The sequence below is a fragment of the Pseudomonas sp. SYWMCR5 genome, assembly GCF_057197165.1.
Window position 1 is genome coordinate 770,957 of sequence record NZ_JBXUNH010000002.1, and the last position, 12,350, is coordinate 783,306.

13 protein-coding genes and 1 riboswitch are annotated in these 12,350 nt (G+C 64.0%); of the genes, 8 read left to right on the forward strand and 5 right to left on the reverse strand.

Annotated features, from left to right (window positions below):
• Positions 1–10 precede the first annotated feature (10 nt).
• Complete coding sequence (locus tag AC2CGW_RS09325; RefSeq protein ID WP_484573923.1) at positions 11–907, forward strand: LysR family transcriptional regulator; 897 nt, start codon at positions 11–13, stop codon at positions 905–907.
• On the opposite strand, the gene AC2CGW_RS09330 is transcribed toward AC2CGW_RS09325, so the two are convergent.
• Complete coding sequence (locus AC2CGW_RS09330; RefSeq protein WP_484573924.1) at positions 904–1,764, reverse strand: hypothetical protein; 861 nt, start codon at positions 1,762–1,764, stop codon at positions 904–906. The genes AC2CGW_RS09325 and AC2CGW_RS09330 overlap by 4 nt on opposite strands.
• Before the next feature lie 135 nt (positions 1,765–1,899).
• On the opposite strand from AC2CGW_RS09330, the gene AC2CGW_RS09335 reads away from it, so the two are divergent.
• Positions 1,900–2,730, forward strand: coding sequence for an AraC family transcriptional regulator (locus AC2CGW_RS09335; protein WP_186665166.1), 831 nt, complete (start codon positions 1,900–1,902; stop codon positions 2,728–2,730).
• A gap of 48 nt (positions 2,731–2,778) precedes the next feature.
• Complete coding sequence (locus tag AC2CGW_RS09340) at positions 2,779–3,363, forward strand: LysE family translocator (protein WP_484573925.1); 585 nt, start codon at positions 2,779–2,781, stop codon at positions 3,361–3,363.
• Between the two features lie 4 nt (positions 3,364–3,367).
• On the opposite strand, the gene AC2CGW_RS09345 is transcribed toward AC2CGW_RS09340, so the two are convergent.
• Positions 3,368–4,579 carry a sugar transporter gene (locus AC2CGW_RS09345; protein ID WP_186708497.1) on the reverse strand — a complete coding sequence of 404 codons (1,212 nt, stop codon included), beginning with the start codon at positions 4,577–4,579 and terminating at the stop codon, positions 3,368–3,370.
• A gap of 195 nt (positions 4,580–4,774) precedes the next feature.
• On the opposite strand from AC2CGW_RS09345, the gene AC2CGW_RS09350 reads away from it, so the two are divergent.
• Complete coding sequence (locus AC2CGW_RS09350) at positions 4,775–6,067, forward strand: hypothetical protein (protein ID WP_484573926.1); 1,293 nt, start codon at positions 4,775–4,777, stop codon at positions 6,065–6,067.
• A 72-nt stretch (positions 6,068–6,139) separates the two neighbouring features.
• On the opposite strand, the gene AC2CGW_RS09355 is transcribed toward AC2CGW_RS09350, so the two are convergent.
• Positions 6,140–7,192, reverse strand: a complete 1,053-nt coding sequence (locus tag AC2CGW_RS09355; protein WP_186708495.1) for an NAD(P)-dependent alcohol dehydrogenase — start codon at positions 7,190–7,192, stop codon at positions 6,140–6,142.
• 181 nt (positions 7,193–7,373) lie between these two features.
• Between AC2CGW_RS09355 and AC2CGW_RS09360 the strand changes: the two genes are divergently transcribed.
• Complete coding sequence (locus AC2CGW_RS09360) at positions 7,374–8,279, forward strand: AraC family transcriptional regulator (RefSeq protein ID WP_186665172.1); 906 nt, start codon at positions 7,374–7,376, stop codon at positions 8,277–8,279.
• 46 nt (positions 8,280–8,325) lie between these two features.
• On the opposite strand, the gene thpR is transcribed toward AC2CGW_RS09360, so the two are convergent.
• The gene (thpR, locus tag AC2CGW_RS09365; protein ID WP_186665173.1) at positions 8,326–8,940 is read right to left on the reverse strand and encodes an RNA 2',3'-cyclic phosphodiesterase; all 615 of its coding nucleotides are present in this window, start codon (positions 8,938–8,940) and stop codon (positions 8,326–8,328) included.
• 204 nt (positions 8,941–9,144) lie between these two features.
• Here thpR and lpxO point away from each other — a divergent pair, with 204 nt between their 5' ends.
• The 3 genes from lpxO (at position 9,145) to AC2CGW_RS09380 (ending at position 11,139) form a co-directional block, all read left to right on the forward strand.
• Entirely contained in the window at positions 9,145–10,044 is a 900-nt protein-coding gene (gene lpxO / locus AC2CGW_RS09370; protein WP_054890877.1) for a lipid A hydroxylase LpxO, read from the forward strand.
• Between the two features lie 102 nt (positions 10,045–10,146).
• The gene (locus AC2CGW_RS09375) at positions 10,147–10,491 is read left to right on the forward strand and encodes a carboxymuconolactone decarboxylase family protein (protein ID WP_054890878.1); all 345 of its coding nucleotides are present in this window, start codon (positions 10,147–10,149) and stop codon (positions 10,489–10,491) included.
• A 78-nt stretch (positions 10,492–10,569) separates the two neighbouring features.
• Positions 10,570–11,139, forward strand: a complete 570-nt coding sequence (locus AC2CGW_RS09380) for a GNAT family N-acetyltransferase (protein WP_125929725.1) — start codon at positions 10,570–10,572, stop codon at positions 11,137–11,139.
• Between the two features lie 85 nt (positions 11,140–11,224).
• Here the strand turns inward: AC2CGW_RS09380 and AC2CGW_RS09385 are convergent, their stop codons facing one another.
• The gene (locus tag AC2CGW_RS09385; RefSeq protein ID WP_125929724.1) at positions 11,225–11,971 is read right to left on the reverse strand and encodes an outer membrane beta-barrel protein; all 747 of its coding nucleotides are present in this window, start codon (positions 11,969–11,971) and stop codon (positions 11,225–11,227) included.
• A gap of 163 nt (positions 11,972–12,134) precedes the next feature.
• A riboswitch (cobalamin riboswitch) is annotated at positions 12,135–12,337 on the forward strand.
• Positions 12,338–12,350 lie beyond the last annotated feature (13 nt).

The window sequence follows — 12,350 nt, forward strand, 5'->3', positions numbered from 1 at the left end:
AGGAGTGAAAATGCTGCGCCTTGACGATTTAAACCTGTTCATTCGCTCCAGCGCCTTGGGCAGCTTTACCGCCGCCGCCCTGGAAGCCGGCCTGCTACCGGGCCAGGTGGCAGCAGCGATCAAGCGCCTGGAGCGTGAGCTGGACGTGCGTCTGTTTGCCCGCACCACCCGTAGCCTGCGCCTGACCGCCGAGGGTGAGCTGTATTTGCCCACCGCCCACAGCGTGCTGGAGACCCTGCGTCAAGGGAGCGAAAGCCTGCATGGCGACCACAGTGAACTGCGCGGTGTACTACAGGTGTCGGCGCCTTCGGATGTCGGACGCAACCTGGTGCTGCCCTGGCTCACCGAGTTTCGCCGAGAACACTCGGGCTTGAGCCTACGCTTCTTCCTGTCCGACGAACTCGCCGACCTGTACCGCGACCCGGTGGACGTCGGCATCCGCTATGGCATCGACGACACCGCCAACTACATCTCGCTGCCACTGGCGCCGTGGAACCGCCGGGTGCTGGTCGCCGCCCCCGCCTACCTCGCCCGCCGCGGCCGACCGCACACCCCGCAAGACCTGCAACAGCACGACTGCCTGCTGTACCTGCAGCAGTCGCGGGTGTTCGACCGCTGGCAACTGGGCGAGCAGACGGTGCAGGTCAGCGGGCCGCTGTTCTGCGACGACGCCGACGTGGTACGGCGTTGGGCACTGGCTGGCGAAGGCATCGCCTTCAAGTCATGGCTGGACGTGCGTGCCAATGTTGCCGTCGGCGAGCTCGAGGTGCTGATGCCGGACTTCCCCGGCGACCTGCGCCCTCTGACCCTGGTGTGCCCGCACCGCAAGCAGCTGTCGCCGGCGGTGGCGCGCTTGCACCAGTGGTTGCAGGGCAAGTTTGCACAGTTGCAGCCCAACCCTGGTTAGTGCGCTTTGCAGGAAGACTCGGCCGGCTCCTTGCCAAGCGTCAGTACGCCGCCATAGATGGCGCACAACCAGCCACCCCGGTCATGCACCTGCTGTCGAGCGGTGTCCACGACCGCGAACATCTTGCCCACGGTCACGGTGGGAATGACATAGGCGGGAATCAGCAACGCCAGCGTCAACGCCCAACGCACCTTCCAATTGTCGTTGGCGCTATGCTCGCGCATGACGAAATAACACTGGGCATCGTCAATGACGCGGCCCTGGGCGAGCACTTCCAGAACATGCTCGTCCTGGCTCGTGAAGGGCGTCGCACCAGCAGCCCCGCTCGCCGGTTTCCCGGCGCGCAAGCCCTCCAATGCCTTGCCAGCCTCGCCACGTAGCACCCTGGCACTGCCTTCACGCCTGATCAGGTCTTCAAAGGTCGGATACCGATACGCGCCGGGCGCGCACAGGTGATAAAGAATGGAAAACACCAGCAGGCTCAAACCGCTCAACCAATACATGAACAAGCTGAAGGGCATTTGCTGGATATATCCCGCCAGCTTGAACACTTCGACCGCCAGCGGTACGACGCTCAGGGCCACCGTCACCAGAAGCATGAGTTTGCTGGAGGCAATCAGCGAGAAGAATTTCCAGTCATGAGCAAACCCCACCGTAGACGCTCGCAAGGATATGCCAACGCACACCAGGGTGCATAAGCCGACGAACGCCAGGTAGGCGTCCAACAGCCAGTCGCCCGTGGCGCCCATGTTCTGGACCAGGGGAACCAGTATCAAGATCGCTGCCACTTGGGCAACCATCGCAGTGACGATTATGACCAGTAGCGCCCGCAACCATTTTTTAGATATGTCTTTCATCAGAGCAACAGCTTCCTGCAAAAACACCCAGTATACCGGCTCAGTGCCACTACCCAGCCCATCCCGTGCACATTCGTTCTAAAATCCGCAGCGCTTTTGAGCTAAGGTGAAGACTCCCTTTCGCAGGCCCCGCCCATGTCCAACTGGATCGACCTCAAGCAGGACGCCGACACCGGCATCGAGTCGGTCCGCGCCCATTTCGTCGGCCATGCCTACGACCCGCACTGGCACGACAGCTTTCTGGTCGGGGTCACCGAACAGGGTGTGCAGCAGTTCAATTGCCGCCGGGTTCGGCACCAGAGCACACCGGGCCAGGTGTTCCTGCTGGAGCCGGGCGACCTTCACGATGGCGACGCCCCCACCCACGAAGGTTTCACCTATTCCACGCTGTACCTGGACTCGAAGTGGCTGGAAAATGAGCTGCATGCACTGTTCGAACAGGCCCCGACCGGCAGCCTGCCGGCCTTCGCCGACACCCTGTGTGCCGACCCGCAACTGGCGGGCACCACCTTGCGCGCCTTCCAGGCCATGCACGGCGGCGAAATGCGAATCGTGCGCCAGACCGCCATGGACGACCTGCTCGCCTGCCTGACCCGGCACCTGCACTGGCGCAAGCGCCTTGACCCCGATCCACGCCTGCCACTGTGCGCCCAGCGCGCGCGCGACTACCTGCACGCCCACATCGACCAGGACATCAGCTTGAACGAAGTGGCACAGGCCTGCGGCGTCGATCGCTTTCGCCTGACCCGCGCCTTCAAGGCCGCGTTCGGCCTGGCGCCGCACGCCTACCTGATTCAGTTGCGCCTGGCCCGCGCCCGGCGCCTGCTGGCTCGCGGCGACACACCCAGCGCAGTGGCCATGGCCTTGGGCTTTGCCGACCAGAGCCACCTGGGCCGGTGGTTCCGTCGTGCCTACCGGCTGACACCGGCCGACTACCGCCGACGCTGCTCAAAGCTTCCAGACTGAACCGCCCCCAAGCCTGACCATGGTGCTCCGAACCACAGGAGCCTCACCATGTCGTCATCGCTGTTGCCCTTCATCCTTTTTGCCCTGGTCGCCAGCATCAGCCCCGGGCCGACCAACCTGCTGATTCTCGCCCACGGTGCACACAACGGCCTGCGTGCCAGCCTGGCGCCAATCTTCGCGGCTTGCGCAGCGGCGGCAGCGATCGTCTGGGTGGTAGGCCTGGGGCTGGGAGAGGTGCTGCTGCGCCACCCGCTGGCGCAGCAAGTGATGAGCGGGCTGGGCGTGCTGTGGTTGAGCCGCCTGGCCTGGCAGTTGTTCCGCGCCGCTGGTGAGCCCTTGCATGCAACGGCACGGCAGCGCTTCGGGGTTGTCAGCGCGGCATCGCTGCAACTGGTCAATCCCAAGGTCTGGCTGATGGCGGTGGCGGTGATCGGGGTGTTTGCCGCGCCAGGAGCGCCGGTGTGGCACTTGGCGCTGGTGTTTCTGATCGTCGCCCTGCCCTGCATGGGCGCCTGGGCGCTGCTGGGGATCGGCAGTGCCCGCTGGTTGCGCTCACCCCGGCACCTGCAGCGCTTCAACCAGTTGCTGGCACTGTTGCTGCTGGTGTCAGCGTGGTCGGCTTTGCTGGCGTGAAGCTTCAAGGCGCCGGGGGTGTCGCCAGAGCATCGCGAAAGCGCTGGCTGCTGGCCAAGGCCAGGCCCAAGCCCAGCACCGCCACAACGCCGCCGACCAGGCCAATATTGGCCACGCCGATCTGGCTGCTTACGATACTGCCCAGCAACGCCCCACCGCCGATACCGATGTTGTAGATCCCCGAGAACAGCGCCATGGCCACATCGGTGGCGTCGGACGCCAACTTGAGCGTCTTCGATTGCAGCGACAGGCTGAAGCTCAGGATCGCCACGCCCCAGAACATGCTCAACACGGCGAAGGCGGCGAAGCTCCCCGACAGCGGCAACAGCAGCAACAGGCAAGCGGCCAGACAACCGATCGACCCAACCAGGAAACCATGCGGGAAGCGGTCGCTGTAACGGCTGAACAGCACCGAACCGAGCACCCCCGCCCCGCCGAACAGCAACAGGATCAAGGTGGTGTGCTCGCCACTGATCTGCGCCACATGCAGGGCGAACGGTTCGATGTAGCTGTAGGCGGTGAACTGTGCGGTGATCACCAGCGTGACCAAAAGATAGGTGATGACCAGGGCGCGCCTGCGGAACAGAATCGGCAGGCTGCGCAACGAACCGGAGTTCTGGCTCGGCAGCAAGGGCAGCGACTTCATCAGGCACAGCATGGTCGCCAGCGCCACACCCGCGATGCTGAGGAAGGTGATGCGCCAACCCAGCGCCTCGCCCACCACCCGCCCGAGCGGGATGCCCAAAACCATCGCCAGGGTAGTTCCGGTGGCCAGCAACCCGAGCGCCTTGGCCTGCTTGCCGGCCGGCGCCACGCGCACCGCCAGCGACGCGGTGATCGCCCAGAACACCGCGTGCGACAAGGCGATGCCGATGCGGCTGACCAGCAACATGGCGAAACTCTGTGCCATCCACGACAGCAGATGGCTGACGACGAACACCAGGAACACGAACAACAGCAGGCGCCGCCGCTCGATGTTACGGGTCATCAGCATCATCGGCAGCGAAGCCAGCGCCACTACCCAGGCGTAGATGGTCAGCATGAGGCCCACCTGCGCGGTGGTCATGTCGAAGCTGCGACCGATGTCGCTGAGCAGTGCCACCGGCACGAACTCGGTGGTATTGAAGATGAAGGCCGCCAGTGCCAGCGCGATCACGCTCAGCCAGCTGCCGCCGCCTGCCGGTGCAGGAAGGGAATCAGGTAGGGGTCCATTCATCGAGGCCAATGCAATCTCCGCAGGCAAAGCGATAGGACGCGCCCCACGTGCCCAGGTTAAGGACGCGGATGCACGGTTTGTTATTGATAGGAGTACTCGGCATGGTACGCGTCAAGGCCGGGCCTCACAACCGCGCGCGCACGGAGTACCATGACGCACTGTAGCAACCTGCGGAACAAGGAGTTCGATCCGCTCATGGACAAGCAACACCCTCAGCAGCAGTGGCAACAGGCGATCACCGCCTACGCCGAGGCCGTCAACCGCCATGTTGCGCAAGGTCGCGCACCAGGGCACGACCCAGCACAAGCGCCCTGCCCACCGGCCATCGACCACCTGCTCGAGGCCTGGCAGCTCGCCCTGCACGCGATCAACAGGCCTGGCATCGACGAGCACCAGCGTCAGTTGTTTCGCGAAGCCTGGCCGCCCGCCCATGATCCCTTGCTGCCACTGCTCCAGAGCCATGGCCAAGGTATCGCCAATGTGCTGCTGCTCGATGACGGCCGCTTGCTGGCACGCATCGGCATGCCCCACGACAAGGGCCAGGTGGTGCAGATCGACCGCAACGGGGTGACCCCGATGATCAGCGTCGAGTATTTCGGTCGCTGCCCGCGACGACGCTACTTCGCCCTGGCCAATGCCGAGGGCGTACGCATCACCGACGGCTGGGGCGGCCCGCAGGTCGCCCGGCTGTCCTGGCCCCATGGTTTGGAAGGCCTGCCACCTGGCTACCCGTTCGATCCCTTCGACCTGCCACCCGCCCCAACCCAGCTTCTCCCCCTGCCGGATGGCCAACGGGTGCTGCTGGTCAGCCGCGAGGGCATCTTCCTGCTCGCACCTCAAGGTGCCACCCGCCTGCTGCGCCGCGAAGCAGATATCCTGGCGCAACTGGCCGAGGGCACCGACCCTGACGACATCGCGCTCACCCTGACCCTGGCCCATGCGGCACTGTCGCCGGATGGCCGAAGGATCGTGCTGGGCGAGCAACGCGGCAACCACCAGCTACTCGACGAGCACCTGGAGCCGCTGGCCGAGATCGTCCCGGCGGGCGAGTATCCGCACTTTGCCCTGTTCAACCACCGCGGCGACCAGTTGCTGCTCAATGCCTGCCAGGGCGACGGCGGGGCCAGCCTTGGCGTAACGCTCGCCAATCTTGCAACCGACCCACAGATCTCGATGCTGCAGGAAGGCGTGCAGATTCATGCTGGCGTCGCACGCGAAGGTGAGTACATCGTCGGCGATGCCCAAGGCTATCTGCGCGGCTTCGGCGAAGACGGTGGTGCACACTGGCAGCATTACCTGGGGTCGGCCATCAGCGCCATGGACATCAGCGCCGATGGCAGCACCCTGGTCGCGGCCAGCCATGCCGGCTTCATCTCGCTGATCGCTTTGGACAGCAAACGACCTGCCTGGCAGATCGGCACCGGCGAACATGCCGAATTGCGCCGCTGGCTGTTCTGGAAAGGGTGGGAGAAGGCAATGGTCTGGTAGCCCCGGTAGTGGCCGCAATCGCGGGACGGTTCGCCGCTGCGACTCGTCCCGCGATGGGGATAACCGCCCGGATCAGGCCTGCAAGGTCGCCATGTCGATCACGAAGCGGTACTTCACATCACCCTTGATCATCCGCTCGAACGCCTCGTTGATATCGCGGATATCCAGCATCTCGATATCGCAGCTGATCCCATGTTCGGCGCAGAAATCCAGCACTTCCTGGGTTTCGGCGATGCCGCCGATCAAGGAGCCGGCCAGCACCCGACGCTTGAGTACCAGGTTGGCCGCATGCACGGGCGGATCGACCGGCTCGATCAGGCCGACCAGGATGTGCACACCGTCGAACTTCAGGGTTTCCAGGTAGGGATTCAGGTCGTGTTGCACCGGAATGGTGTCGAGCAGGAAGTCGAAACGACCTGCTGCCTCGCGCATCTGCGCCTCGTCGGTGGAGACGATGACATGATCGGCGCCCTGGCGGCGGGCTTCCTCGGCCTTGGCCGGGGAGCGGGTGAACAGTGTCACCTCGGCGCCCAGGGCCTTGGCGAACTTGATGCCCATGTGGCCCAGGCCGCCCATGCCCAGCACGCCGACCTTGTGCCCAGGCCCCACACCGTGGTGCTTGAGCGGTGAGTAAGTGGTGATGCCCGCGCAGAGGATCGGCGCGGCGCTCGGCAGGTCCATCCCTTGGGGGATACGCAGAACGAAGTGCTCGCTGACCACGATGCTGCTGGAGTAGCCACCCAGGGTATTGCTGCCGTCGATACGGTCGGGAGTGGCGTAGGTCTGGGTCGGCCCTTCCAGGCAATACTGCTCCAGGTCCTGTCGGCAAGCCTCGCAATGGCGGCAGGAGTCGACCATGCAGCCGACACCGACGAGGTCACCGACCTGGTACTTGCCGGCCTTCTCACCCACAGCGGTGACGCGGCCGACGATCTCGTGGCCGGGCATCAGTGGGTAGACGGCAATGCCCCACTCATTGCGAGCCTGGTGAATATCGGAGTGGCATACGCCGCAGTAGAGGATCTCGATGGCGACGTCGTCCGGGCGCAGGCCGCGGCGTTGGAAGGTCATGGGCGCCAGGGGCGCGGTGGAAGACTGGGCGGCATAACCGATGGCGGTGTACATGCTCTGGACCTCGCAATGTTGAAACGATTCAGGCCACGCATTCTGCGCATCGAAACGGGCCAGGCCCACAGCCGATCCTCCGGCATTCGTGCCTGATTCTCCGGAGTTGGTCGAAGCAATCTGGCGCTGGACTGTCAATCTGCGAAGATGCCAGTGTCTGATTCTCTGTCACTGGTTTGCCATGCAACTGACCCAACACGTCGACGCCAATGCCCCCCTCTGCTCGCTGATTCGCGCCCTCGCCCCGCGCCCCGGATTCGTCGACACCTACCTGCCCCAGGTCCAGGTGTTGTCGTGGGACCACTACGTGGCCAGCAGCCCGCAGATCTACGAGCCGAGCCTGATCATCATCGCCCAGGGCAGCAAGCTCGCACGCCTGGGGCCGCGCACGCTGGAGTACGGTGCCGGGCATTACCTGATCCAGGCGCTTTCAGTGCCCTTCATGTGCGAAACCTTCGCCACACCCCAGGCACCCATGCTCGGCGTGGCCGTGAGCATCGACCGCAACGTGCTCAGCGAACTGGTGCAGAACATGGCCCTGCCACCAGACCCGGCAGTACAGGCGCAGACGCCGCAGTCGATGAGTTCGGCGGCGCTGGATAAACCGATGCGCGCCAGCGTCGAGCGGCTGCTCGAATGCCTGCAGGACCCACTGGATGCCAGAATGCTGGGGGCGACACGGGTGCGCGAGGTGCTGTACACCGCCCTGCGCGGCCCGCAGGCCGGCGTGTTGCGGGCACTGGTCGAACAGCAGGGGCACTTTGCCCGCATCGGCGTCGTGCTCGCCTACCTGCGCGACCATTACGCCGAGCCATTGAGTGTCGAAGCGCTGGCCAGCCGCGCCAACATGAGCGTTTCGACTTTCCACGAACACTTCAAGCGCTGCACCGAACTGGCGCCGATGCAGTACCTCAAGCGCCTGCGGCTGCTCAAGGCGCAGCAGATGCTGATCGGCGAGAGCCTGGGTGTGGCCCAGGTGGCGCACCGCGTAGGCTATCAGAGCACGTCGCAGTTCAGCCGCGAGTACAAGCGCGAATTCGCCCGCAGCCCAGGTGACGAACTGCCCTACCGCAGCCTGCCGGTATGACCCGGCTCTCAGGCCTGGCGACGGACCATCGCCACGATGCCGGCGCTCAGTTCCGCTTTGGCCAGCCCTGGCTCGACCTCCCCGAGGCCGCTGCCTGTGACAATGCCTCGGCGGCGCCCAAGGGCCACTCTGCCAGCGGCCAGTAACGCCCCTTGCGCGATTCATAAAGACCGAACCGGCGGGCATCGAGAAGAAACTCCGGCGCCTGGCCAGCCTCGGGCGGCGGCCCCTGGAAGTCCCGCGACAAGGTCAGGTGCGCACGATAGTCACGGGCCTGCCCGGCGATGCCCAGCGGCAGTACCCGCTGCTCCAGGCCGTAGACCAGCTGGCGCAGGCTGGCGGGTGTCTCGCCAGGTTCGAGCACCAGTGCACCAGCACGTCGCCACACCTGCAGACGGTCGAGCAGCAGGCGTATCGGCGCCCCGGTCCCACGGGGCGTCATGCCGTCTACCGCAGCGCACAGCGCCGGCACCAGGGCGGCATCCACATCGCCCAGGAACAGCAACGTCACATGAAAATTCTCGGCCGGTACCGGCTTGCCGGCCCGCAACCCCAACTCACGGCGCCACTGGGCAACGGCCCGGCGCTGAGCCTCGGGCAAATCCAGGGCAAAGAAAAGGCGCTTGAAGGGCGCACCGCTTGGGCGTGCATCCTGAACCATCGGAAACTCCTTGATAAGCCAAAGAACCGGGTGACGTGTCGATTCACCAAGCCGCCGGGTTGAATCGTTTGCGCAGACTGCCGACCATTCCACCTTGGTCCAAAGCGATGTAACAACATTATGTACAAACTGGCGACTCGATTGTTTATGCTGGCGGGCTACAGCCATGGCGCATGGCCATTTTTATTCGACAAGTAACCGTCCATGAAAATCGCACTCGTACTGATCTTCGTCCTCTCGATCGCCTATGTTCACCTGCGCGGTCGCGTTCGCCACAAGCTGACTCGTCAGTTGGGCGACCACTCGAGCTTCCTCGCCCCGGTCAACAGTTTCCTGTACCTGTTTTCCAAGCACCCGGCAAAGCCCTACCTGCCCGTGGAATCGTTCCCCGAACTGCAGCCGCTCAAGGACCATTGGCAGGAAATCCGCGAAGAAGCCCAGCAGTTGCTGCACGCTGGCGAGATCAAGAAATCCGACAACTACGATGATGTCGGTTTCAATTCCTTCTTCAAGACCGGCTGGAAGCGCTTCTACCTGAAGTGGTACGGCGAGAGCCATCCCTCGGCGATGACCCTGTGCCCACGCACCACCGAACTGCTGCAAGGCATCGGCACGGTCAAGGCGGCGATGTTCGCCACCCTGCCGCCGGGAGCCAAGCTGGTTCGCCACCGTGACCCCTATGCCGGCTCGTACCGTTACCACCTGGGCCTGGACACGCCGAACGACGATGGCTGCTACATCGACGTGGACGGCGAGAAGTATTCCTGGCGCGACGGCGAGGCGGTGATCTTCGACGAGACCTACATCCACTACGCGGCCAATACCACCGAGCACAACCGTATCATCCTGTTCTGCGACGTCGAGCGCCCGTTGAAATACCGCTGGGCAAGCGCCTTCAACCGCTGGTTCAGCCGCAACGTCATGGCCGCAGCTGCCGCACCCAACGATGCCAACGACAAGACAGGCGGCATCAACCGTCTGTTCACGCGCATCTACAAGATCCGCGAACGTGGCAAGGCCATGAAGAAACGCAACCGCACCCGCTACTACCTCGAGAAGTGGGCCGTGGTGGCAGCACTGGTGCTGCTGTTCATCTACATCTGACACTTCCTGCGGCCTCCTAGCCCCTCGGCGAAGAGGCCCGCCCTTCCCCCCATCTTCGACTAGCCTGAAAGCTCCTGTTGCCAACCTGACAAGGTGAAGACGATGAGCATGATGGACTGGGACGCCTACCGTAAGCAGTTGATGGCCGGCATCGGCGATCTCAAGCAGCTTTCCCCCGACACCGTGGCCGGCTACGCCACCGCCAGCGCTGCCGGCGCCAAGACCAACCACCTCGACGCCAAGACCCGCGAGCTGATTTCCCTGGCCGTGGCAGTGACCACCCGCTGCGACGGCTGCATCGCCGTGCACTCGCAGCAGGCGGTCAAGCACGGTGCCACCCGCGAGGAAATCGCAGAAGCCCTGGGCGTGGCCGTGGCCATGAACGCGGGCGCTGCCCTGGTGTATTCGGCACGGGCGCTGGATGCGGTCGGCAAGGCCGGCAGTTGAGGCGCTCGGGCGCCGCAGCACTTGCATGACGGCGCCCATACACCCAGACTTGCCGGCCCAGCCCGAGCAGGAACCGACATGATCCACATTCGCCCCATGACCCCGGAAGACTTCGAACGTTTCTGGCCGACCTTCCAGGCCATCGTCCAGGCGCGCGAGACCTACGCATACGACCCGCAGATGTCGCAGGAGCAGGCGCGCACGCTGTGGCTGGAGTTTCCGTTGCACACCCTGGTGGCCGAAGAGGATGGCGAGCTGCTCGGTTCCTACTACCTCAAGGCCAATGCCGCAGGCCCGGGCGCGCACGTGGGCAATTGCGGATACATGGTCACACCCCGTTCACGCGGACGTGGCGTGGCACGGCTGATGTGCGAGCACTCGCAGAAGCTGGCGCGCCAGGAGGGTTTTCTGGCCTTGCAGTTCAATTCGGTAGTGGCGAGCAACGAGGTGGCCGTGGCGCTGTGGCATAAGCTCGGTTTCGAGACCGTCGGGCGCCTGCCCAAGGCATTTCGTCATGCAGCACTGGGGCTGGTGGACTGCCTGGTGATGTACAAGTGGCTGGCCGATGAGCCAGTGACCGAGAAACCGGCGCTGCTGATCGGACGCAAGAACATCGAGGCGCGGGTGTCGCGGCGCCGGGGCCGCTAGGCGCCCTTGAGCCTGCAGGGGCAGCCTCGTGCCGCAACCGCGGCACGAGGCTGCCCTTACAAACGGCGTACAACCATAGAAGGCGTCAGAACGCCAGGCCGACCTTCACACCAAACTCGTCACGCTTGAGCTTGTTGTTGTCGGCAACCGGCGAGTCCTCGTCGATCTTGTACTCGGTACGGGTGTAGTACACGCCGGCCTGGATCGGCATGCCGCCCTGCTGGTTCATCAGCAGTGTGACTTCGGCATACGGGTTGGTGCGGTCCTTCATGTCGACACTGTCGCTGCCAAAGTCGTCGACCTTCAGGCGTGCACGGCCATCGATGGTATGACGGGCGCCGACCTCGACACGCAGGGTCGAGGCGTCGAACTGGTGGTTGTAACCCAGCGCCGCCTTGGCGAACGGCGACTTGTAGGTCAGCTTGGTATCCAGGTCGTTGATCTCGGGCTCGAAACGGGTCCAGCTGTAGCCACCACCGACGATCACATCGACGAAGTTGCGCGCATCCAGCGCGGCACGCCAGCCAAGGTCGAGGTCGGCTTGTGCCTCCTTGAGCTTGTTGTCGTTCTTCTTGCCGTACTTGGCTTCGGCACCGATCTGGTAGATGAAGCCGGACTCGGCCGTCATCTTGTTGCCGAAGTTGGCGAACACACCGCCTTGGCCCAGGTGCTCCTTGTCGGAGTCGCCGCCGCCTTCGAACTTGAACTTGTCGTAGGAACCGAGCAGGCCGAAGGTGAACAGGGGCTCGGTGCTGGGAGCTGCCATCGCTGCCAGCGGCGCGCCGAGGAGAGCCAGGGCGCAAGTGTGACGCAGCAGTTTTCCAGTGAACATTCGCAAAAGTCTCCATGACGTTGAATAAAAAAGGGCGAACGAGCGGTTCGAGACAACGTCAGTAGGAAAAGTTCGAAAAAAATCCAATAAAAACGCGCAACCCTGCAACCCATCACGTTTTTTCGCCCATCCAAACGATTGACTCCCTCTGCGTTCGATGATCAGATGCGCGCCAGTTTCAGGTGTCCTGCGCCGCCGTGCGCAGGGTGAAACGGGAAGCCGGTGCGTCTTTGCAGACAAGTCCGGCGCTGCCCCCGCAACGGTAAGCGAGCGAATCCTTCGACACACCACTGTGCTCATGCATGGGAAGGTGAAGGCTTCACGACCCTCGCAAGCCCGGAGACCGGCCTGACGCTTCTGTTGGCAAACCCGCGGTGGG

Excerpts from the sequence above, each read along its gene's own strand:
- AC2CGW_RS09355 (WP_186708495.1), bottom strand. The coding sequence starts at position 7,192 with ATGTACACCGCCATCGGTTATGCCGCCCAGTCTTCCACCGCGCCCCTG.
- AC2CGW_RS09345 (WP_186708497.1), bottom strand. The coding sequence starts at position 4,579 with ATGAATGGACCCCTACCTGATTCCCTTCCTGCACCGGCAGGCGGCGGC.
- AC2CGW_RS09375 (WP_054890878.1), top strand. The coding sequence starts at position 10,147 with ATGAGCATGATGGACTGGGACGCCTACCGTAAGCAGTTGATGGCCGGC.
- AC2CGW_RS09335 (WP_186665166.1), top strand. The coding sequence starts at position 1,900 with ATGTCCAACTGGATCGACCTCAAGCAGGACGCCGACACCGGCATCGAG.
- AC2CGW_RS09380 (WP_125929725.1), top strand. The coding sequence starts at position 10,570 with ATGATCCACATTCGCCCCATGACCCCGGAAGACTTCGAACGTTTCTGG.
- AC2CGW_RS09360 (WP_186665172.1), top strand. The coding sequence starts at position 7,374 with ATGCAACTGACCCAACACGTCGACGCCAATGCCCCCCTCTGCTCGCTG.
- thpR (WP_186665173.1), bottom strand. The coding sequence starts at position 8,940 with ATGGTTCAGGATGCACGCCCAAGCGGTGCGCCCTTCAAGCGCCTTTTC.
- AC2CGW_RS09350 (WP_484573926.1), top strand. The coding sequence starts at position 4,775 with ATGGACAAGCAACACCCTCAGCAGCAGTGGCAACAGGCGATCACCGCC.
- AC2CGW_RS09340 (WP_484573925.1), top strand. The coding sequence starts at position 2,779 with ATGTCGTCATCGCTGTTGCCCTTCATCCTTTTTGCCCTGGTCGCCAGC.
- AC2CGW_RS09330 (WP_484573924.1), bottom strand. The coding sequence starts at position 1,764 with ATGAAAGACATATCTAAAAAATGGTTGCGGGCGCTACTGGTCATAATC.
- lpxO (WP_054890877.1), top strand. The coding sequence starts at position 9,145 with ATGAAAATCGCACTCGTACTGATCTTCGTCCTCTCGATCGCCTATGTT.
- AC2CGW_RS09385 (WP_125929724.1), bottom strand. The coding sequence starts at position 11,971 with ATGTTCACTGGAAAACTGCTGCGTCACACTTGCGCCCTGGCTCTCCTC.
- AC2CGW_RS09325 (WP_484573923.1), top strand. The coding sequence starts at position 11 with ATGCTGCGCCTTGACGATTTAAACCTGTTCATTCGCTCCAGCGCCTTG.